The sequence below is a fragment of the Collimonas fungivorans Ter331 genome (assembly GCF_000221045.1).
GTDB classification, from domain to species: Bacteria; Pseudomonadota; Gammaproteobacteria; order Burkholderiales; family Burkholderiaceae_D; genus Collimonas; species Collimonas fungivorans_A.
Genome location: NC_015856.1, coordinates 355260 through 377880 on the forward strand (window position 1 = coordinate 355260; position 22621 = coordinate 377880).

General features: G+C 59.5%; 16 protein-coding genes. 8 read left to right on the forward strand and 8 right to left on the reverse strand.

From position 1 onward, the window contains the following. Positions 1-77: 77 nt before the first annotated feature. Entirely contained in the window at positions 78-614 is a 537-nt protein-coding gene (locus CFU_RS01440) for a DUF2058 domain-containing protein (RefSeq protein ID WP_014004268.1), read from the forward strand. 34 nt (positions 615-648) lie between these two features. On the opposite strand, the gene CFU_RS01445 is transcribed toward CFU_RS01440, so the two are convergent. The 5 genes from CFU_RS01445 to CFU_RS01465 form a co-directional block, all read right to left on the reverse strand. After that, positions 649-1065: a DUF1801 domain-containing protein gene (locus tag CFU_RS01445; RefSeq protein WP_014004269.1), complete on the reverse strand. Its 417-nt coding sequence runs from the start codon at positions 1063-1065 to the stop codon at positions 649-651. Positions 1066-1086: 21 nt separating this feature from the next. Next, positions 1087-1494 (reverse strand): SRPBCC family protein, encoded by a 408-nt coding sequence (locus tag CFU_RS01450; protein ID WP_014004270.1) that lies wholly within the window; start codon positions 1492-1494, stop codon positions 1087-1089. Continuing rightward, positions 1491-1814 carry an ArsR/SmtB family transcription factor gene (locus CFU_RS01455; protein ID WP_014004271.1) on the reverse strand — a complete coding sequence of 108 codons (324 nt, stop codon included), beginning with the start codon at positions 1812-1814 and terminating at the stop codon, positions 1491-1493. Before CFU_RS01455 ends, CFU_RS01450 begins: the two co-directional genes overlap by 4 nt. Positions 1815-1946: 132 nt before the next feature. Further along, complete coding sequence (locus CFU_RS01460) at positions 1947-2816, reverse strand: SDR family oxidoreductase (RefSeq protein ID WP_014004272.1); 870 nt, start codon at positions 2814-2816, stop codon at positions 1947-1949. Between the two features lie 56 nt (positions 2817-2872). After that, a complete protein-coding gene (locus tag CFU_RS01465; protein WP_014004273.1) occupies positions 2873-3805 on the reverse strand; it encodes an NADP-dependent oxidoreductase in 933 nt (310 codons plus the stop codon). 107 nt (positions 3806-3912) lie between these two features. Here CFU_RS01465 and CFU_RS01470 point away from each other — a divergent pair, with 107 nt between their 5' ends. From CFU_RS01470 to CFU_RS01485, 4 genes are all read left to right on the forward strand, one after another. Then, positions 3913-4797, forward strand: a complete 885-nt coding sequence (locus tag CFU_RS01470; RefSeq protein ID WP_014004274.1) for a LysR family transcriptional regulator — start codon at positions 3913-3915, stop codon at positions 4795-4797. A gap of 443 nt (positions 4798-5240) precedes the next feature. After that, on the forward strand, positions 5241-7697 hold the full coding sequence (locus CFU_RS01475; protein WP_041741064.1) for an AAA family ATPase: 2457 nt from the start codon (positions 5241-5243) through the stop codon (positions 7695-7697). 769 nt (positions 7698-8466) lie between these two features. Then, the gene (locus CFU_RS01480; protein ID WP_041741065.1) at positions 8467-15396 is read left to right on the forward strand and encodes an ESPR-type extended signal peptide-containing protein; all 6930 of its coding nucleotides are present in this window, start codon (positions 8467-8469) and stop codon (positions 15394-15396) included. A gap of 152 nt (positions 15397-15548) precedes the next feature. Further along, a complete protein-coding gene (locus CFU_RS01485) occupies positions 15549-16304 on the forward strand; it encodes an OmpA family protein (protein WP_050808446.1) in 756 nt (251 codons plus the stop codon). Positions 16305-16315: 11 nt separating this feature from the next. On the opposite strand, the gene CFU_RS01490 is transcribed toward CFU_RS01485, so the two are convergent. From CFU_RS01490 to CFU_RS01500, 3 genes are all read right to left on the reverse strand, one after another. Further along, positions 16316-17224 carry a hypothetical protein gene (locus tag CFU_RS01490; protein ID WP_014004278.1) on the reverse strand — a complete coding sequence of 303 codons (909 nt, stop codon included), beginning with the start codon at positions 17222-17224 and terminating at the stop codon, positions 16316-16318. A gap of 141 nt (positions 17225-17365) precedes the next feature. Further along, complete coding sequence (locus tag CFU_RS01495; protein ID WP_041741066.1) at positions 17366-17845, reverse strand: hypothetical protein; 480 nt, start codon at positions 17843-17845, stop codon at positions 17366-17368. 262 nt (positions 17846-18107) lie between these two features. Then, positions 18108-19037 carry a LysR family transcriptional regulator gene (locus CFU_RS01500; RefSeq protein WP_041742907.1) on the reverse strand — a complete coding sequence of 310 codons (930 nt, stop codon included), beginning with the start codon at positions 19035-19037 and terminating at the stop codon, positions 18108-18110. Positions 19038-19116: 79 nt separating this feature from the next. Here CFU_RS01500 and CFU_RS01505 point away from each other — a divergent pair, with 79 nt between their 5' ends. From CFU_RS01505 to CFU_RS01515, 3 genes are all read left to right on the forward strand, one after another. Next, positions 19117-20505: a serine hydrolase domain-containing protein gene (locus tag CFU_RS01505; protein WP_238531385.1), complete on the forward strand. Its 1389-nt coding sequence runs from the start codon at positions 19117-19119 to the stop codon at positions 20503-20505. 76 nt (positions 20506-20581) lie between these two features. Next, a complete protein-coding gene (locus tag CFU_RS01510; protein ID WP_014004282.1) occupies positions 20582-21454 on the forward strand; it encodes an NmrA family NAD(P)-binding protein in 873 nt (290 codons plus the stop codon). 13 nt (positions 21455-21467) lie between these two features. Then, positions 21468-22493 carry an aldo/keto reductase gene (locus tag CFU_RS01515; RefSeq protein ID WP_041742908.1) on the forward strand — a complete coding sequence of 342 codons (1026 nt, stop codon included), beginning with the start codon at positions 21468-21470 and terminating at the stop codon, positions 22491-22493. The last annotated feature ends 128 nt before the right edge of the window (positions 22494-22621 follow it).

The window sequence follows — 22621 nt, forward strand, 5'->3', positions numbered from 1 at the left end:
CGACATTTTTGCTATGCTAGCGTCTTTGCGCCGGCCGGCGTCATTGCCCGGGCCTGCCTATTTACGGAGCAGCATATATGGCCTCTTTGCAAGAGCAATTTCTGAAAGCCGGCCTGGTTGACAAAAATAAAGTCAAACTGGCCAACCAGGACAAGAACAAGCAGAAAAAGGCCGAGCGCCGGAGCGGCACTGCCAGCGTCGATGAAACACGGCTGGCGGCACTCGATACGCTGCGCAAGAATGCCGACCGGGCCCGTGAGCTCAACGCCCAGCGCGACGCGGCCGCCACCCAGAAGGCGATCGTGGCGCAAATTGCCCAGATGGTGCAGAAGAATCGCCAAAGCTTGGGTAAAGGCGACATCGCCTACAATTTTACCTACGACAATAAGATCGAACGGCTGTATGTGTCGGCCGCGGTCCAGGCGCATCTGATCGCCGGGCGCCTGGTGATCATCTGTCTGGGTGAGGCTAGAGAACTGGTGCCCAGGATAATCGCCGACAAGATCGCGGAGCGCGATGCCTCGATCGTGGTGCGGGTCAACAAGACCAGCACCGAAGTCGATGCAGACGATCCGTATGCAGCCTTCCAGATCCCGGACGACCTGATGTGGTAGCTCCGGCGCCTGCCTGGTTCAGCGGCGGAATCCCTCAGGATTTCGCTTTCTTCGCAGGTTTCGACCTGGAGCTGTTGAGCGCGGCAGCCTGGCGAATGAGCGTCTTGAAGGCGGATTCGTCAACTTCTTCCCCTTCGAGGATGTCGATCGCGCGGCGTACGTTGCCGTCGAGGCTGGAGTTGAAGAGACCGGCCGGATCCTTCAGGGATGCGCCCTTGGCGAAGGTAAGCTTCACCTTGTCCTTGTAGGATTCGCCGGTGCAGATGATACCGTCGTACGACCAGACCGGGGTGCCCATCCACTTCCATTCTTCGACCACGTCCGGGGCGGCTTCCTTGACCAGCTTACGCATCCTGCCGAGGGTTTCTCCGCGCCAGTCCCCGAGTTCGGCGATTCTTTGCGAGATGAGCTCCGATGCCGGCAGGCCTTGGCTCGTGTCCGATTTTTTCATGTCCTCACCCTTGAAGAAACATTACGCCAGCTCGGCGACAACCTGGTCCAGGGCAGCAAGGAATTTCTGCCATCCGTACTTGGCGCCCTGGTAGGCCTGCTGCTGGTCCGGCCGGAAGCCCGACTGTTCCATGTGCAGGTGGGTCCCCGTACTGGTCGGAGTAAGGGTCCAGGTGACGACACTCTTGAGACCCATCGCTTCCCAAGTGTAAGACAGCGTTTTGTTCGGCTCGACTGCCAGGACCTCGCAGTCGACAACGCCCCAGTCCGCGCGCAGATCGAAACGGTGCCCCACCACAGGCTGGAAGTCGTTTTTCATCAGCCACTCCTCGATCAAGGGGGCTTGCGTCAAGGCGCGCCAGATCTTCTCGGCGGGGTGCGGCAATTCTCTTTCTACAATCAGCGTTTTGGTGTCGTCGGTCTGCATCATTGATCCATCCTTTTCAACAGGGTTTCCAATTGGTCAAATCGACCATGCCAGAAGGTCGAATAAAAACTGAGCCAGTCAATCAGCGGCGCCAGCGCTTTCGGCTCGGCGCTGTAATACGTCTCGCGTCCGTCGCGCCGGCCGCGCACCAGGCCGGCCAGTTTGAGCGCGCCGAGGTGCTTCGAAATGGCGGGTTGCGACACCCCGGACGGACCGGTCAAGGCATGCACCGTCATTTCACCGCCCCTGCTCAAGCGCTCGAAAATTGCGCGCCTGGTCGGATCTGACAAGTTTTTCAGGACGGCTGTCGGTTCTGTGTGCATTACGAATTCTCGCCTGTGTGCATTGCGTTTCGATTTCCGAGGATGCTGGCAGAAATCATAACCAATTGGTTATGATTGTCAAGGGCCTCATGGATCGCGCGCCATTCATGTTTTTATTGACTTTCAAATAAGTCAGCCTTGCGTCGCAATCTCGGAGGCGAAGTCGCGATAGGAACGGAGAGGGCGCCCCAGGAGCGTAGTCAGACGTTCCACATCGCCGGCTGCGGGGATCATTCCCTCGGTGAGGAAACGCTCGCTCATCAAGCGCATATCGAAGGCCATCCAACTCGGCATGAATTGCCGGAGATTTTTCTCGAAGCCGGCGGTGTCATCCCCCGGATAGGCGATCGGGCGACCCAGGACGCTGGTCCAGATCGCGGCGACATCCGCGCCAGTCAGCGTGTCAGGCCCGACCAGGTTGATGCGGTCAAGAGGAAGCGGGACGCTGGACTGTGCTCGGCGGATAAGCTCGATCGCCGCTACCTCGGCAATATCGCGGGTATCGACCATTGCCAGGCCCTTGCTGCCGATCGGCATCGGATAGATGCCGTATCCGGTCACCACGTCCTTGATCGTGACGTCGTTGCCGATAAAGTAGGCGGGGCGCAGGATGGTGGCGTTGAGCCCCATTTGCTCGATCATGCGCTCAACGCCGAACTTGCCAGCGAAGTGCGGCACGTTCACGTAGAGGTCGCTGTGAATCACCGATAGGTAGACGATGCGCTCGATGCCGGCCTCACGGGCGACATTCAGCGCGATCAGCGCCTGGGTGTATTCGTCCGGCACCACCGCGTTGAGCAGGAATAGCGTCGAGACGCCTGAGAAGGCGCTGCGCAGCGAGTCGACGTCGAGCAGGTCGCCTTGGACGACGTCGACGCCCGCCGGGAAGCTGGCCTTCGAGGGATCGCGGACGAGAGCGCGAACATCGGCGCCGCGTTTCACGAGCTGTTCGACAACTTGGCGGCCGACAGTGCCGGTAGCACCGGTAACGATAATAGTCATGATGATTACTCCTTGGTGTAGTTGGTAAATGTAAAGGGTGTGATAGAAGGCATGGATCAGAGGGCGAAATCCACCACGGTCTTGCCGACTTGCGGCTCAGTCCGATTGCGCTCGATCATCGCGGGAAGTTCGTCGAAGCGCACGACGGCGCCGACCTTTGACTGTAAGCGTCCGTGCGCGACGTCCTCTGCGATCGCTTGCAGCCGTGCGGCATCCGGGGAGCTCATGAACCACAAGCCACGACGTCCTGCGGGGATGCTTGCAAGGATGGCCGGCGATGCGGTGCTGACGATGACGCCATCTTCGGCGAGGACGGACCACGAGCGGCTCAGCACTTCGCCGCCAATGTAGTCAAGCACGAGATCGATGTCTTTTACCGAGGTTTCGAACTGCTCTTTGTCGTAGGCGATGACGTGGTCAGCGCCCAGGCTGCGGACGTAGTCGGCATGCGCCTCCAAGGCGGTGGCAAATACCACGGCCCCGGCCTGATGCGCATACTGCACCGCGAATCCGCCGAGACCGCCAGCCGCGCCCTGGATAAGGATGCGCTGGCCGGCGCGTATCGGGCCAGCAAAATGGAGGCTTTGCCAAGCAGCCACCGAGGCCACGGGCAATGCTGCCGCGTCGACGAAGCTCAGCGAGTCGGGCACCAGGCTGAGGTTGGCCTGGTCTGCCGCTACCAGGTCGGCATAAGCGCCCAATGCGCCGCGTGGCCCCATGACGCGATCGCCTTTGCGTAGCTGTGTGACGCCCGGGCCTACTGCTTCGACCACTCCGGCCAGTTCGATGCCCAGGACGGTCGGCAGTTGCAGTGGAAAGGCGTCTCTGACATAACCTTCCCGGACCTTCCAGTCCAGTCCGTTGATGCCGGCAGCGTGGACGCGGACCAGCACTTGGCCTGCTCCTGCCGTTGGCGCTTCGACTGACGAAATCTTGAGGGCGGCTGGGCCGCCGTATTCGGTAAGAACCAATGCACGGATATTGTTCATGATTAACTCCTTTGAGGTTTGGGTTGACTACGAACAAATAATAGATGGTTCCACATTCAAAACAAAGACTGTAAAATATAGACAGTTCGTTTCAAAAGTGAGACATCATGGATTTCAACGCCCTTGAGGACTTCCAGCTAGTGGCCTCTCACGGAGGTTTTGGAAAAGCCAGCCGCGCCAGCGGCCGGTCTAAGGCGACCCTGTCGCGTCGGGTCGCCGATCTCGAAGAAGCACTTGGCATTCGGCTCATCGAGCGCGGTGCTCGTAGCCTGGAGCTGACCGAAGCAGGCCAGCTGCTGCGAGCCAGAACGGAGGGACCGATGCACGAGGTTGCCGAAGCTGTAGCGGCAGCACGGGATGGCCTGGCGACGCCGCGAGGGCGTCTGCGTATCGCGGCGCCGATCCTGTTTTCGCAGTTGGCGCTGGGGCGTATTGCCGCTCGCTTCCTGCTGAGCTATCCCGAAGTGCAGATCGAAGCTGTGGCCGAGGATCGTCTCGTCAATCTGGTAGACGAGCACTTCGATGTCGCCATCCGTATCAATCCGAGCAAGGACAGCACATTGGTCGGCAGGTGCTTTGCCAAAGACCGGCTGGTCCTTGCTGCCGCGCCATCGGTCCAGATGCCGAAGGGGAATCGCGACAAGCCGTTCCCCGTTCCGGCAGTCGTTACGCCGAGCTATCGCGACGGCGATGTCTGGTCGGTCCGTAATGGTCAGTTCACCGTCGAACCGCGACCTGTTCTGCATCTGTCTTCGCTCCTGATGGTTCGCGATGCGATTGCCGCCGGCGCAGGGGCAGCGATGCTGCCGCAGTCCATCATTGGGAGCATGCTGGAAAAAGGCGAACTGGTGTCGTGGGGAATCGCCGGCGACGAAGTCGAGCTGTGGGTTCTGCACACCTCTCGCCGCTTGCAAAGTCCCAAAGTTCGGGCTTTCGTGGAGTTCATGTGCAAGCAGTACCCTGGCGGATCGTTCACCATTCCCATCCGATAAATTGAATTGGACCGTCCCGCAAATAGCAAACGGATAAAGCCGAGCTTCGCCGCGGCGTGACAATTACTCGGTGCGATGCTGGCCCATGTCGCCATCGAATGGTGCGACTAAATCGAGATGGCTGCTGTACCCATGTCATTACTCAAAAAGCCTGCAGGCAATGTCAAGGTTAACTGTTCCATGCAATGAAAGTCCGGGACAAATTTCGTCTGAAACTTCCAAAAATCGGCATCTTTTTTGACAATGCAATACCAAAGAAAATGTCTGTCCCTCTTCCTAATATGCCTCGAAAGCGCCTCACCTCAGCTCTTCAGCCGAATTTCAAGAAAAGCGGATCCGCGTGGCATAAAAATTGCTGCCAAGCAGCAATGCTGTTTCCACGCGCATAGTTTAAATAACAGCTATCGCCCGACAGGCACAGCGACGCTTGTTTGGAGAATCTAATGTTTAGCGCGCGTTTGAATTTATTAGGTACGCCGGAATTCCACAATGCTGAAACCGGTCAGAAAATAAAACTGGGATATGCAAAGCTAGTCCTTCTATTGGCATATCTTGCGCTGGAACCCCGAGCCCATACGCGCGAATCGCTTGCCGATTTGTTATGGCCGGAATTGGATGAGCATGACGCCAAGGCCAATCTGCGCCGGGCGCTGTTCAATCTGCAGCAGGCGTTTGTGCAGGGAGGACTGGAAAAATCGCTGGTCTATGCGGATCGCGGCGTCGTCCGCCTTGCCAAAGAGCGCTTTTGGATCGATGCGGCCGAATTCGAGAATTGGGAAAAAATCGACTGCATCAAATTAACCGATCAGCAACTTGACCTTTACAGAGGGCCATTGCTGGACGGGATTTTTCCTGTCGGCGAGAGGCTTGCCAACTGGTTGCAGCTCAGGAGAGAACAATGCGAGCGGAAAAATATTGCATTGCTTGAGCATGCCGTGGTCTTGCACGCAAATGCGGGCGAATTTGATGTCATGGAACGGCGGTGCCAACAGCTCATTTCGGCGGATTTCCTCAGTGAATTGGCGCATTCCCGTCTCATGCACATGCATCTTGAGATGGGCAATCAGGCCGCGGCCCGAAAAATATACGATGCATATTGCAGCATGACCCTGCAACACCTCGGAACTTCTCCCTCAAACGAGATCACCTCGCTGTTCGACAAATCCGCATTTCAGCCGCTGGCAACAACGCAGCCAGCAGGGTCCAATCTTGTTCCTGGAAAATTTCCGGCGTCCGAAACGAGGCGAGAATATCGTTTGGTTTCCACCCTCTACATCGAGCTGTTCCCACTTGTCCATTATGATCGTGAGGCATGGCTTCAGGTGAGCGCGGCGGCCATCGTGCGCTTGCGCGGATTGCTCTCGAAATACTGCGGCACCTTCCGGCAACAGTCGAATTCTGTCGTCATCGCCTATTTCGGTTATCCGATTTCAAACGAATTCATCACGGAATGGTCCTTGGCCGCCGGGCTATCCATCCGCCAATGCATTGCGCAAGAGTTCCATCATGTCGGAATCCGCAGCGCAGTGCATGCCGACATGATGATGACAGGCCCGGGATATACCTTGCCAGACATACTGGGGGAATGCACTACGATTGCCCGCCGCCTGGCGGAGTCAGCCTCGACAGGAGCACTCCTTGCGTCGGCAGAGACCCGGCATGGCATTGCATCGGTGTTTGACATGAAATCCCTTGACGGCGCTCCGCATGATGCTTTTGAGGTGCAAGCGCTGCGAGAGCCTCACGAAATACGCAAAGGCGAGCCGTCCCGCCGGTCCAATTTCGTGGGACGCTCGAATGAGCTCAAAGCGCTGGACCTGGCGTGGGAAAAAGCTTCTGTCGAGGGGGGAGCGTGTGTGCAGCTGATCGGGGAAGCGGGGGTCGGCAAGTCTCGCCTGGTACGGGAATTCCTTGGCACAAAAAAAATACAGTTCGACAATGAGTATCGTGTTTGTTTTCATATCGAAAATTTGCTGTCGCCGTTGCATCCCATTCTTGCACTGGCCCGTTTGCTTGGTAAGCCCTCGCGTCGCGCGGCCTCAGACGACAGTGCCGGCTTGACATCGGCCAGTGTACTTCCTGATAAGGTCTCCGTGGATGACAGTGAGTCAACCCTGTTGTCGGATATCCTGAGTACACATGAAAAATATGCTCGCGGCTATTCCATCCTTGAGCGAGAAAAATTGTTCTCTTCGATTGTCGGCAGCCTGAAAAGAAATCACAAAAAATTACTGGCCGTACTGGTGTTTGAAGATATTCAATGGGCCGATAAAGTTTCGCTCGACTTCATCGCCTGGCTCAGAGAGAACAGAAATTCACTGGGCATATTTTTGTTGCTTACCTCCAGAAAGCATCCGAAATTATCAGGCTCAGCTCTGAGTCCCGGCATCTCGATGGAAATAAAGCCGCTTAACATGGCTGAGGCAAGCAGGATGGCGTTGCAGTTTCCTCAGTTTTTCGAGGCGTCGTCGACATGGCGGCCTCTGCTGCTCAGAATGGCAGATGGCATTCCGCTATTTCTTGAAAAACTGCTTCAAAACCCCAGTCCTGAAGGCCACTTCACCTGCCCGAAGGCGCTGCGCAACCTCTTGACGGAGAGGATAGACAGGCTCGGAGAGATCCGCCAGGTATTGTGTCATGCCTCGTGCATAGGTTTCCGGTTCGGCTTGCATGTCTTGGCCGAAATCGAATCGGTCAGTGTCCGCAAATGCCAGCAGTCGATCAAGGCGCTGCTCGCTTCAGGCTTGATTGAACAGCGGCCGGAGCCGGGCCATTTCCAGTTTCGTTACAGGCTGGTGCGAGAGGTCGCGTATAGCATGTTAACGTTTGAAGAACGGCAACGGATCCTTGCAAGGATAGCTAAGCCCGATCCATTGCAAGCCGCGCTTGACTATCGATGACGGCTTGCGTCATGTACTTCTCAATTATTCCTTCCTGATGAAAAACCGATAACGGCGGCAAGAAACGACACGCTGTTATCTATGAAAAATAGAGTGTCCATCAAGCTCGTCCTGCATGTCCCTCATTCCGGCGTTGTTTCCTGTATGCATTACGAGACAGATTGTTAATCATTGTTAAAAATATTAAAACGCCATCCGAATTTCCGGATTTTTCTCTGGCTATGGACGTTTTATGGATGATGGGTGGTGACACTGAAGGTAACAAGAGGTAACAACTAAAACATTGCGGCTTAGTCCGGCGACAGCGTTAAAGCGTCATCGTCAGTGAAATTCTTGCAACCCGATTACCGTATCGAAATCGGGATAACTGGGGAGGAAACGATCAATGTATTTCTTTAATTACTGCTTCAAAAAAACGTGTTCTTTTGCGTTCAATCACTGCTCCGGCGACAGGCTTTTCTCCCCGCCGAGAGACGGCTGAATCGCCCTCGCATGATTCCAGGCCGCTTATCTCATCGATACAACGATAGCTAACCGGCGCCATTTCCAGACAGATTGTCCAGGTCCCATGAGTCCCTGCTGGGTTTTCAGCGGAGACGGGGACGGCTGTCGAAAAAAATCCATCAGGCTTCATCGCAATAAGCAAGCCGATGGAAGGCAAGTTTTTGTAAAAAATGTGCTCAATATGCCGACCTCGTGCCCAGAGCTTTTGCGCGCCTGCATTTCGAGTCCGTTGCTGTTCCCATATTCCCTAAACCAAGGAGATGTTATGAACAAGATTCACAGCAAGGTCTGGAGTCCCGCGCGGAACCAGTTCGTGGTCGCGTCGGAGATCGCCGCATGCCCTCGCGGCGGTGCGCCAGGACAAGGCGGGCGGCGCGCATTGTTGCGCAGCCGGAGTCCGGCCGTGTTCGCTGCGCTGGTGGCGTCGGGATGGCTCGGATGGGCTTCGCTGGCGCAGGCGCAGGCGCAGGCGGTGGATTGTTCCACGGCGCCTTATAACTTCTACAACGGCACGGCATCGTGCATGGGGTTTCAGTCCGCGGCCACCGGTGTTGGAGCCACCGCGCTAGGATCGCTTGCGCATGCCAACGTGCTGGGCGGATTGGCTGTAGGTTACAACGCTCTTTCCAACGCGCAAAATGGGATATCCCTGGGCTTCCAGGCCTATACCAACGCCATCAATTCCATTTATCTGGGAGCGCGTACTGCTGCCGGCACCGGTGCGCTTGCCGGCGGCGCGATCGGCATCGGCACGGATGTCACGGCTTCCGGTCCCAATTCCGTTGCCTTGGGAACGCTTGCGATCGGCGCCGGCACCAACAGCGTTGCTGTTGCCAACAGCAGCTCGGTGGACGCGAACTCGGTCAACAGCATCGCCATTGGTTATTTAACCAAGGTCACCAATTCCAACAATGCCGTTGCTCTCGGCTCGGGCTCGCTGGTGAGCGGAGGGACCCATGGGACAGCCGTCGGCTGGCAAGCCTATGCGTCGGCCCTCAATGCAGTCTACCTGGGCGCCCGAACTGCCGGGACTGGTGCATCGGCCGAGTCGGCCGTGGGCATCGGTACGGATGTGAGCGCGTCAGGGATCTATTCCATCGGTATGGGTTTGGGAGCAAAAGCGAGCCAGGGCGACGCGATTGCCATCGGCAGGCAGGCAGTGGCCACTGGCATCAACTCCATCTATTTAGGTTCGCTCCAGAGCGGCATCGCCGGCAGCGGCGCCACGGCGAATAATGCGATTGCTGTCGGCACAGATATCACCGCCAGCGGGGTGGGGGCGCTAGCATTAGGCAACTTTACAGTTGCGTCGGGCGTGAACAGTGTTGCATTGGGCGCCAGCTCTGCGACAGCCTCGGATGCCTTATCGATGGGCCGCCAGGCCAATGCGTCGGCTGCCAACACCATAGCGATTGGGCTGGCGTCGACGGCGCAAGCGGCTTCTACCATCGCCTTTGGCGACAGCAACACTGTCGCCGCTGCGGCCGGGACGGGCTCCATCGCCGGCGGCCACAACTCACAAGTGAAGGGCGGCACTGGCGCCGTCGCGCTGGGCGAGGGGCAGACCGTCACCGGCAACGGCGCGGTGGCGATCGGCGATCCGAACGTCAGCAATGGCAACGGCGCAGTGACGATGGGCGCCAACAATGTCGCCGCGGGCGACGCCGCCGGCGCAACGGCGGCGGCAGGCGCCGTGGCGATCGGCAACAACAACCAGGCCATCGGCCAGGGCTCGGTCGCGCTCGGCAATGCGAGCAAGGCATTGGCTGCCGGCGCGCTGGCTTTAGGTGATACAGCCACAGCGAACAACGCCAAGGACGTCGCGCTGGGTTCCGGTTCGACAACGGTGACGGCTGTCGGCACCGGCAGCATCACAATTGGCGGTACGGTCTACAATTTTGCCGGCACCAACCCGACTAGCACGGTGAGTGTGGGCGCAGTGGGAAGCGAGCGCACCATCACCAATGTCGCGGCCGGCCGCATCTCTGATACTTCGACCGATGCCATAAACGGCAGCCAGCTGTATGCCACCAACCAGGCCGTCCAGGCGATTGCGGCCAGCACGCCTCTCCACTATTACAGCGTGAACGACGCCGGTACGCAGCAGGCGAACTATATCAACAACGGCGCCACCGGCAACAACTCGGTAGCGGCAGGCGTTGCGGCGAGCGCTTCGGGAAATCGATCGATTGCGATGGGCTTCCAAACTCAGGCGAGCGCGACGCAGGCTCTCGCCATCGGCGATGGAGCAACGGCTTCGGGCAGTCAGGCAACTGCGCTCGGCGTGGGCGCGGTGAGTTCTGGCGTGAGCGGATCGACCGCGGTTGGCGCGAATAGCATAGCGAGTGGAGTCAATAGCGTGGCGGCGGGTGTGTTCTCGAGCGCGACTGGCGCCACCTCCGCGGCCTTTGGCCCAGGTGCGCTCGCTGCGGCTGCGCGCTCCACCGCATTCGGACCTTCGGCACAGGCGAATGCCGCATCTACCGTGTCCTTTGGCGACACGTCGGTGGTGGCCGCCGCAGCGGGCCCCGGCTCTATCGCCGGCGGCCACAACTCGCAGGTAACCGGCGGCACCGGCGCGGTGGCGCTAGGTGAAGGCCAGGTCGCCAATGGAAACGGTGCGGTGGCGATCGGCGATCCCAATAGCGCGATTGGTACCGGTGCGGTGACAGTTGGCGCCAACAACACGTCGAATGGACAAGGAGCGATTGCTCTCGGCAATTCCAACAGCGCAACGGGACAAGGTTCTATCGCCTTGGGTAACGCCTCGACTGCTGCCGTCGCCGGCGGCATAGCACTTGGAGATACGGCGAATGCGGCGCTGGGTAACGGCGTGGCGATCGGCGCCAATTCAATAGCCGGCAACGCCAATGATGTGGCGCTCGGTGCGGGTTCAACTACAGCGGCGCCACACACCGGCGTCACCGCTCAGTTTGGCGGTACGGCGGCAGGCATTGCCAATGCTGCCAGCGGTGTGGTGTCGGTTGGCGCTGGGGGTAGCGAGCGTCAAATCCAGAACGTCGCGGCAGGCGTGATTTCTGCGACGAGCACCGATGCCATCAATGGTTCGCAGCTGAATACGGTCGTCACCGGCATCAATAACCTGGGCACGACCACGGCCGGCACCCTGGGCGGCGGCGCTGCCTATGATCCGGCGACCGGCAATGTCGCCGGCTTCAGTCAGCCGATCAATACTGTTAGCGCTACCGGCGCAGTGACCGGGCCGACGGCGCAGACCACGGTCGCAGGGGCGTTGACGGCGCTGAATACGAATGTCGACAACACGGCCAATATCGCGGTCAAGTACGATGCGGTGGGCGGCAGCAAGATCACCCTGGGTGCGACCGGGGGCGCCGGCGCCGGTGCGCCGGTAACGATCACCAACCTGGCGCCGGCGGCATTGAATCCAACCAGCACCGACGCGGTCAATGGTTCACAGTTGTATGGCACCAACCAGAATGTGACGAATCTCACCGACGGCAAGATAGGCCCGTTTGTATCCGACAATAGCGTGACGGCGGTGCAACCGGTGTCCAGCGGCGCCAACGCCAGCGCCGGCGGCTTCGGCGCGACGGCGACGGGCGCGGCCTCGACAGTGGTGGGCAACCAGGCCACCGACAATGGCAACGCCAACGCAACGGTATTGGGCCAGGGCGCCAGCATCGCGGCCGGCACCGCCGGCAGCAATGTGGCGCTGGGCCAAGGCAGCACCGTGGCGGCGGCAGCAGTGCCGACTACCGGCGCGACCATCGGCGGCACGGCTTATACCTTCGCCGGCGGTGCGCCGGCGGGTGTGGTGTCGGTCGGCAGCGCCGGCAACGAGCGTCAGATCACCAACGTGGCGGCAGGTCAGCTGAGCGGTACAAGCACCGATGCGGTGAATGGCAGCCAGCTGTTTGCAACCAATACGCAAGTGACGGCCAATACCACGGCGATCACCAACATCAACAATGGCGGCGGCATCAAGTATTTCCACGCTAGTTCGACGCTGGCCGATAGCACTGCTACCGGTACCGACAGCGTTGCAGTCGGTCCTACTGCAAATGCCTCGGCCACCGATGCGATGGCGCTGGGTCATGGCTCGGCAGCTACCAATGTAGGCGCGGTAGCCCTGGGCGCCGGCAGCACGACGACCGCTGCCGTTGTTACTACAGGAACCACCATCAACGGCACTGCGTACAATTATGCAGGCACTGCGCCGACCAGTACGGTGAGCATCGGCAATGTCGGTAATGAGCGGACGATCACCAATGTGGCCGCCGGCCAGGTCAGCGGAACCTCTACTGATGCAGTGAACGGTTCGCAATTATTCGCTACCGATACCGCTGTCACCAGCCTCGGCAACACGGTCAACAACATCACCAACGGCAAGGCTGGTCCATTCGTCTCGGACAACAGCGTGACGGCGGTGCAACCGGTGTCCAGCGGCGCCAACGCCAGCGCCGGCGGCTTCGGCGCGACGGCGACGGGCGCGGCCTCGACGGTGGTGGGCAACCAGGCCACCGACAATGGCAACGCCAACGCAACGGTATTGGGCCAGGGCGCCAGCATCGCGGCCGGCACCGCTGGCAGCAATGTGGCGCTGGGCCAGGGCAGCACCGTGGCCGCGGCAGCGGTGCCAACCACAGGGGCGACCATCGGCGGCACGGCTTATACCTTCGCCGGCGGAGCGCCGGCGGGTGTGGTGTCGGTCGGCAGCGCTGGCAACGAGCGTCAGATCACCAATGTGGCGGCCGGTCAGCTGAGCGGTACAAGCACAGATGCGGTGAATGGCAGCCAGCTGTTTGCAACCAATACGCAAGTGACGGCCAACACCACGGCGATCACCAACATCAACAACGGTGGCGGCATCAAGTATTTCCACGCTAGTTCGACGCTGGCCGATAGCACTGCTACCGGTACCGACAGCGTTGCAGTCGGTCCCACTGCAAATGCCTCGGCCACCGATGCGATGGCGCTGGGTCATGGCTCGGCAGCTACCAATGCAGGCGCGGTAGCCCTGGGCGCAGGCAGCACGACGGCGGCGGCGGTAGCCACCACCGGCGCCACCATCAACGGCACCACTTACGCTTTTGCCGGCGCTGCGCCGACCAGTACGGTGAGCGTCGGCAGTGTGGGTAACGAGCGGACCATCACCAATGTGGCGGCCGGACAGCTGAGCACTAGCAGCACCGATGCAGTCAACGGCAGCCAGCTGAACGCAACCAACCTGGCGATTGCCGCGAGCAAGACCCATTACTACAGCGTCAACGACGGCGGCACCCAAGGCGGCAACTACAATAACAACGGCGCCACCGGAGTGGATGCCCTGGCAGCTGGCGTCGGATCCTCGGCCGCGGCGCTGAACGATGTCGCCATCGGCAATCTGGCAGCAGCTTCGGGCGGGTCATCGATTGCCATCGGCGACGGCGCCCAGGCGTCCGGCGCCAACAGCATCAGCATCGGCACCGGCAATATCGTCAGCGGCGCCAGCAGCGTGGCGATCGGCGATCCGACCACCATTACCGGTACCGGCAGCTTCTCCGTCGGCAACAATAACAATATTGCCTCGAACAATACCTTTGTGTTCGGCAGCAATGTGACGGTGCCCACGGGTTTCGACGGTTCCGTGGTGCTGGGCAGTGGCAGTGCGGCAGCGGCGGCGAATCCTGTTTCCAGCGGCACGGTCAATGGCACGACCTACGGCGGCTTTGCCGGCGCCACGCCGACTTCCACCGTATCGGTAGGGGCAGTTGGAGCGGAACGTCAAATCACCAACGTGGCGGCGGGCCAGCTCACGGCGACCTCAACCGATGCCATCAACGGCTCCCAGCTCTATTCAGTGGCGAGCGGCCTCGGCACCGCAATCAGCAACCTGAGCACTGTCGTCAACGCCAACCAGTTCCCGATTGCTTCCAGCGAAGGCAAGGCATTTAGCGGTGCTATCGGCGCGGCCGGCAGCAATTCGCTGGGCATGGGCACCAATGCCGTGGCAACCGGCCAGAATGCGACCGCCGCCGGCCAGGGATCGGTGGCCAACCAGGCTAACACCACCGCACTCGGCCAAGGCGCCCAGGCAACTGCTGCCAACAGCACCGCACTGGGCCAAGGAGCGGTTGCCGGCACCGGCAACAGCGTGGCGATCGGCAGTGCTTCGGCCACCACCGCAGCCGTGGCGACCGCCGGCACCACCATCCGCGGCACCGCCTATTCCTTCGCCGGCGGTGCGCCAGTGGGAACGGTGAGTGTCGGTTCCGCCGGAAATGAGCGGCAGATCCAGAATGTTGCGGCGGGACAGTTGAGCGCGACCAGCACCGATGCCATCAACGGCAGCCAGCTGTATGCGACCAACAGCGCCATCAACAACCTGACTAACGTCGTGACGTCTACCCAGGTCAAATATTACAGCGACAATTCCAGCGGCGGCGGCAATGTCAACAATGACGGAGCGACCGGAGCCGACGCCATGGCCATGGGTAAAAACACCACGGCCACTGCCACCAATGCAGTCGCCATGGGTCCGGGTGCGAGCGCAACGGCCAGCAACGGCGTGGCAATCGGCGCCGGTTCGACGGCGGATCGCGCAGGCTTGGGCGGCGCCAAGGAGTCGTTCTCCAATGCGGCGGTGGCGTCGACGCAAGGCGCGGTCTCGGTCGGCAGTGCCGGCAATGAACGCCAGATCACCAATGTCGCGGGCGGAACGCAGGCGACGGATGCGGTCAATGTGCGGCAATTGCAGGCGGTGCAGGCGGGCGGAGTGCATTACGACACCAACACCGACGGTTCGACCAACTACAGCAGCGTCACGATGGGCAACGGCGGCAGCAGTCCTGTGGCGATTCATAACGTCGAAGCCGGTACTGCAGCCACCGACGCGGTCAACGTCTCGCAACTCAATACCGGCCTGAGCAGCGCGGTGCAGCAGGCCAACCAGCATGCTGACGGGCTGGCCATGCAGTTGCAGAACAATATCAACGACGTTGCCAAGAAAGCGTATGCAGGTGTCGCGGCAGCCATGTCGATGGAGAGTGCGCCGTATGTGCCTGGCAAGATCACCTACTCTGCAGGATATGGCTACTACCAGAACCAGAATGCGATTGGCATATCGTTGCGCCGTACCGCTGATAACGGTCGCTGGGCCCTTAGCGGCGGCGTCTCCGGCACCACTTCCGGCGGTGTAGCCGCCAGGCTGGCAGTGTCTGGGGTTCTCAATTGAACGCAAGGCAGGGTGGATGCTTAGGCAAGTGGATCTCTGTGGCCGCCGCGCCACAGAGACAATCTTTCGATTCCTATTTTTTTCAGGACTAATGTATGCGACATTCTTCCAGCAATTTCCGTCGGGCTTTATGCATAAGCGTACTTTATTGCATGAGCTTTTCCGCCACGGCGGCCGATGCCGGCGAAACGAATTTTCCGGCGCTTGACAGTTCCTACCTGAAGACCGGGGATTTTATCGGCCCGGACCACGTAAAACGCGTGAGGCCAGGCCAGCACAAAGACCAGGTGCGCCGCGAGCTCGGCAACCCGCATTTCAGCGAAGGCATCTTCAACGTGCGCGAGTGGGATTATGCGTTCAATTTTTATACGGGCAAGGGCAATGAGTACGTTACCTGCCAGTTCAAGGTGAAGTTCGACTCCGACAATCGGGCTACGTCTACCCATTGGAAGGACCCGGACTGCGAAAAATACATCAATCCGCCCCCAGCCAAAGATGCGCCGATGATAGAGAAAGTCTTGCCGCGCCGCGTGGAGTTGGGTGCAGACGGCCTGTTTGCATTTGGCAAATCGGACCTCGGCAACCTTGATCCGGCAGGACGCAGCAAACTCGACGATCTGGCAAACCGTCTCAAGCAGGACGAAGTCAAATTGTCGTCGGTAGTCGTGACCGGGCACACGGACCGGATTGGCTCTGAAGAGGCAAACCTTGCATTGTCGCAGGCAAGGGCCGATACGATCCGCAATTATTTAATACAGAAAGGTCTGGACGGCCGCCTGGTGCGGGCATATGGCGCCGGCAAAGCCAAGCCGGTAGTGCAATGCCCGGGCCAGAAACTGACGCCGCAACTGGTGCAGTGCCTGCAACCGAACCGGCGCATCGAGATCGAAATCGTCGGCGAGCAATAAGCCTGAACGGCCTACTCTTGCGCCGAGAGACGGCTTTTCTTGCAGCAGGCAGACGCGATTTGCCTGCCTGTCTGCAGGGCGCTGGCGAAATCGGCGTCAGACATTTGCGCGCCAGCGTTGCGCCTTAGCTGTTCTTCCGACAAAACGCTGTTTCTCGCATCTGCCTCGGCTACCTTGTAGGCGAGGGATAGTCTGGCGTCGCGCGGCAGCAGTTCGCCGGCGTCATACACTTGCGATAGCAATGCCAAGGCAAATGGTTCTCCTTGTCCCGCAGCGGATTTCAGGTCCGTGACGGCTTCGGTTTTCCATTGTTGCACTACCGGATCCTCTGCGCTTTTTGCCAGGTCGGTGTCGCGGCCGTACGGCCCTTCCATGAAATAGTCAATCTGCGCCTCGACTTTTCCCGCGCGCGCGGCCACAGCCAGGAAGGAGAGGCGCTCCTGGAGTTGCGCCGGATTGACGCCTTCGCACAATGCCAGCATTTTTTTTCGTTCTGCCTGAAATTGTTCAAGCTCGGCGGTGCTGCGATAGGCGGGAGCGGGTTCGTCGTTGCTCGCGCAAACTGCTGTCGCCTGGTAGACATTGTAGGCCGCGTCTTTATCGCCGGCCCTGGCCAGGCTGTTCCATTTGGAGATGTATTGCTGCGCCGTCAGCCCGCCCAGGTCGACCTGGCGGCCGTTGCGCGCATACACCGGGGCCAATGGAAGAGGAAGGGTGGCGCGGCCATTTCCCTGGCCTGCGCTTCCCGTAGCAAACGGCGATATCAATTCGCCGCCATGAAGGGATTGGGTGGAAGCAGGATCCTGGCTGGCGGTTTTCAGGCTCAGCCTTTCGCCGGAGCTCCCTGTCGCCGACAGATACATTCCAAGGCATGCACCGGCTACTGCGAGCAGCAGCGAATAACGGATGGTCGGGTTCACGACATCGGCAAGACGTAGAGAAATGGTTAACCATGGACTGGCGGCGATGACTGTTTTCCATAAAACATCATCGCGCCAGACAGTTCGCTACAGGCCTGATGCCGGTACAGCGTATCCGGCATCAGGAGTCAGGCAGGCCGCTTAATTCCACAAATAGCAATATGCCTCGCTGGCTTCCAGGTTGCCGCCTTCGCTGCCATCAGCCAGCACGTTCTTGATGAAGCCATTTGGGTGTGCTTGGTCCGGCGTGACGTTGCAGTTGTCATGGACCCAATGGATGCCATAGCCGCTGGTATACAGCTGGCCGCACATTTCCACTTTGTCGCCTAGCTTGAATGCTGCAAGCGACTTCGGTATCGAAGTCGAATTCTTTTGGTAATCCTTGGCGTAGACGTTGTCCATGGCAACGTCGTAAGTCCGGCCATCCTTGTCCGCTTTTACGCTGATATGCGTATGCGAGAGCTTGACGCCCTTGAGCGCCTTGCCGTCCGCAAATGTCGGCTTGGCGTTGACGGTGCCCGTGAGATAGCTGCCGGCGGCAGCGTCGCAATCCGTTTGGCCATCAGCCATGGCGTACATTGCCTGAGTCAGCAAGCATAGGGAAACCAGGAATTTTTTCATTTGCCTTTTCTCCTTCATGTTTCTATAGGTCGATCGGTTAATAAAGCAGGGGTTTTTTGCTTCCACCGTGGCGCGGTACGGATTTTGTCCGGCAGCGCCTTATCCTCGAGCGAGCCAGGGTATCACCTTGGCAGCCAGCAGAAAATAACAGTTATTTATTACCTAATGATGACTGGGGGAAACATTTTTGTTGTGTTGGTGTAGTCCTGACTATGCGTTCTGGCTTGTTGGTGATCACGAAGCCTTTCTGGCCTGCCGATGATCAGGCAGAAGCACGACGGCCTTCCCGTTCGGCCCCCAGGATCTCGCTTACAAAATCGATGAAAGCCTGCACCTTCGCCGCAGGCAGATGGCGCGACGGATAGAGCGCATACAGCGCGTATTTCTCCCCCGCATAGTTCGGGAGAAGTTCGACCAGCAAGCCTTCGTCGATGAGTTCCTGTACGCCGCCTGCCTTGATGCGCGCAATGCCGGCGCCGGCCAGGCATGCGCTGAGCAATGTGCCAGCCTCGGTAACGAGGAGCCGGCCAGAGGTCTTTGCTGCAATGGTCTTGCGGCCAGAGCGGTACTCCCACTCGAGCGGCAGGCCCGTCATGGTGTTGCGCATCTGGATGCACTCGTGGTCGGCAAGATCCTCAGGTGTTTCGGGTCGCCCATGTTTTTTGATATAAGCCGGCGCGGCGACGGTTACGGTACGCGTCTCAAGCAACTTGCGCCCGACCAGAGAGGAAGAGGGCGGCTGTCCGAAGCGCACCGCGACATCAAAGCCTTCGGCAACCAGGTCACCCAATTGTTCGCGCGCAACCAGATCCAGCGAGAGATCGGGATATCGATCCAGGAATCGCGTGATGTGGGGCGCAAGCATCCTGCGTGAGAAGAAAGAATCGACATTTACTCGCAGGCGTCCTCTCACGGCCACGGACGCCCCGGCTGTCAGGGCCACGGCATCACCGATACTGGCCAGCAACGGACCGATTTCCTCATAGAGGCGGCGGCCTTCATCCGTCAGCTTGACCGAATGTGTGGTCCGGTCAAACAGGCGCACTCCGATGCTCGACTCGAGCCGTCCCACCGCCCGGCTCACGCCGGACGGAGACAAGCCCAGAACATCCGCCGCGCGCGCAAAACTTCCGCTTATAACAATTGCGGAAAGCACATTGATATTGGCAAGCATGCGTCCATCGAAGCTCATTTCCGGCCTTTCTTGTTCGTGCGTAAACGTCATCAATGATATGACACAGAGTCGATTCCATCAACAAGCGTGGACGACTATGATGCAATCCATCGCAATCGATAACCGCAGTTCGCGCTTTCGAACCGGTCACCCAATCTTGATGGAGCTACCCATGACACAAAGTTTTAGCCGCCGCGACATACTGAAAAGCGCCTCGGGCCTGCTCGCCGCCGCAACAATGGGCGGGCTGCTGGACAAGCGCGCCGTTGCCGCCGATGTAACCCCACGGGCATCAGGGAAGTACATTCCCAATCATGCGTTTGCTCCGGTCGATCGTGCTCTTCAGCAGGCGGTTGACCGCAAAACGGTTGCCGGCGTCGTGGCCCTGGGTGCGACCGACAAAGGTATCGTCTATCAAGGGGCGTTCGGCAAGGCAGACCTGGATGCCGGTACGCCAATATCGATGGACAGTGTCTTCTGGCTGCTTTCCATGAGCAAAGCCATCACGGCTACCGCCTGCATGCAGCTCATCGAACAAGGCAAGCTACAGATCGACCAGCCTGCCAGCCAGGTCCTGCCGGAGCTCAAGGCTCCCATGGTGCTGGATGGCTTCGATGCCGCAGGCAAACCAAAGCTGCGGCCAAGCAAACGTCCGATCACGGTGCGCCATCTGCTGACCCATACCTCAGGCTATACCTATCCTGTCTGGAGTGAAAACATCCTGCAGTACGAAAAGGTGACCGGTATGCCCGATATCGCCTATTCGATGAACGGAGCATTCACCGCGCCGCTTGAATTCGATCCGGGCGATCGCTGGGAATACGGCATCAGCCTGGACTGGGTCGGCAAGCTGGTCGAGGCCGTCAGCGACCAGTCGCTCGAAGTCTATTTCCGGGAAAAGATCTTCAATCCGCTGGGCATGGGCAACTCGGGTTTCCTCATCAGTAGCGCGCAAAAGAAGCGGGTCGCGACAATGTACAACCGCCAGCCGGACGGCTCGCTTAAATCCGCGCCGTTCGAGATGAACCAGCGCCCGGAATTTTTCAGCGGAGGAGGCGGCTTGTTCAGCACACCGCGCGACTATATGGCCTTCCTGCAAATGCTGGTGCGCGGCGGCACATTCAACGGCTCCCGTATCCTGAAACCGGAGACCGTGGCGATGATGTTCAAAAATCAGATCGGCGACCTGAATGTCGTGGAAATGAAATCCGCCCAGCCGGCTTATTCAAACAGCTTCGACGAGTTCCCCGGCATGGGGCATAAATGGGGGCTGTCGTTCGACCTCAATACGCAACCGGGACCACACGGGCGCAGCGCCGGCAGCGGCAGCTGGGCCGGCCTCCTCAACTGCTACTACTGGATTGATCCGGTCAAGCATGTGACCGGCGCGTTGTTCACGCAGCTCCTGCCTTTCTTTGATGAACGCGTGGTGAATCTATGGGGCCAGGTTGAAGAGGGCATATACGGCGGCCTCCGCCGCTCCTGATATCCACGCCGCATTCACGACATGATCATTGATGCGGCAGGTTAGTTAATCGTCTTTACGAGAAAGAAACATCATCATGTACGCTATTACTGGAATTACCGGAAAAGTCGGCGGCGCACTCGCGCAAGCGTTGCTCGCCGCGAACCTGCCTGTGCGCGCCGTTGTGCGCGACGCCGTCAAAGGCCAGGTCTGGGCGGCCCGCGGCTGCGAAGTCGTTCTCGCTGAGATGGACGATGCGGCGTCCCTCACTGCCGCGTTCAAGGGCGCCGAGGGCGTCTTCATTCTGCCGCCGTCGGAATTCGATCCATCGCCAGGCTTTCCCGAGGCGCTTCTGGTCATCAATGCCGTCAAGGCAGCACTCGATTCGGCAGGTCCGGGCAAGGTTGTCTGCCTGTCGACAATCGGGGCACAGGCTACCCAATCGAACCTGCTTACTCAACGCACCCTCATGGAGCAGGCGCTGGGTGAGCTGTCGCTGCCGATCGCGTTCCTGCGGCCGGGCTGGTTCATGGAGAACGCGTTGTGGGACGTAGACCCGGCACGCAGCGGCGTTATTCCGAGTTTTTTGCAGCCTCTCGACAAACCGGTGCCGATGGTGGGAACAGCAGATGTCGGGCGGGTCGCTGCTGAATTACTCCAGCAAGATTGGAGCGGCCGCCGCATGGTTGAACTGGAAGGGCCGCGTCGCGTTTCGCCAAACGACATCGCCGCCGCATTTGCAGAGATCCTTGGCCATCCGGTGCATGCCGAGGCGGTTCCGCGCGAGACCTGGGGCGCCTTGTTCCGGTCGCAAGGCACGCAAGACCCTATGCCGCGCATCCAGATGCTGGACGGATTCAACGAAGGCTGGATCAAATTTGAAGGCAGCGATGCCGAGGTGATCAAGGGTGAAGTCGAGCTCGTGAAGGTCTTGCGCGGACTTGTCGCAGCTGGGCAATCTCATCAATGAACCGGAGGCAGGCATGGAATACAGTAAGCTAGGCCGGTCAGGCCTGCGCGTCTCGCGCCTTTCGCTGGGGGCGATGACCTTTGGCGCGGGCAGCGGGATCTGGGGGCAGATTGCCGGGCTCGATCGAGCGCAGGCGGCCAGCCTTGTGGCGATGGCGGTCGACCAGGGAGTCAATCTGATCGATACCGCCGATGCCTATTCGCAAGGGAAGTCGGAAGATATCGTCGGGCAGGTCATTGCCGATCTCGGTCTCGATGAGACGCGCATGCTGGTCGCGACCAAGGTCCGGCTGCGCACCGGTCCCGGGCAAAACGACGTCGGCCTCGGCCGCTCGCACATCATGCGCTCGGTAGAGACCAGCCTGAAACGCCTAGGCCGCGATCATATCGATCTGTTCCAGCTGCATGACCGCGATGCACTTGTGCCGATGCAGGAAACGCTGCGCGCCCTGGACGATCTGGTGACGCAAGGGAAAGTCCGGCACATCGGCGTGTGCAACTTCAGCGCGGGCGACCTGGAGCGCGTGCAGGGGATCACGGCGCAGACGCATGGGGCCGCCGTCACGAGCAACCAGGTTTATTACTCGCTGGCGGCGCGCGACATTGAATGCGAAATCGCGCCGGTAGCGCGGGCGAACGATGTTGCCCTGATTGTCTGGAGCCCTTTGTCGGGCGGATATCTGACCGGCAAATACACGCCGGGAGCTGATGGCGCAGAGAAGGGGCGCCGCGCCAATCTCAATTTCCCGCCGATCGATCCGGCCAGAGCCGATCCCATCGTGCTCGAACTGCGGCAAGTGGCTGCCGAACTCGGCGCGACACCGGCGCAAGTTGCATTGGCGTGGACCCTGGGCCGGAGCGAAGTGACATCGATCACGATCGGCGCACGTTCCCCGGATCAGATCGCCAATAACCTGGCAGCGGCGCAACTGCTTCTGTCGATCGAGCAAAGGGAACGTCTGGATTGCGTGTCGGAGCCGGAAAAGGCATATCCATACTGGATGCAGCAGTTTCACGACAGGGATCGCGTATTGCCTTGATGAATGACGGGCAAGCCGGTAATCAGCATCGGATCCTGAGTGAAGAGCCTTGGAGCTTGAAATACCTTTGCATCATCACCGCAAGACGTCAGTCTATAAATGCATATAGCTCCAGAAGCCTGCCGTCG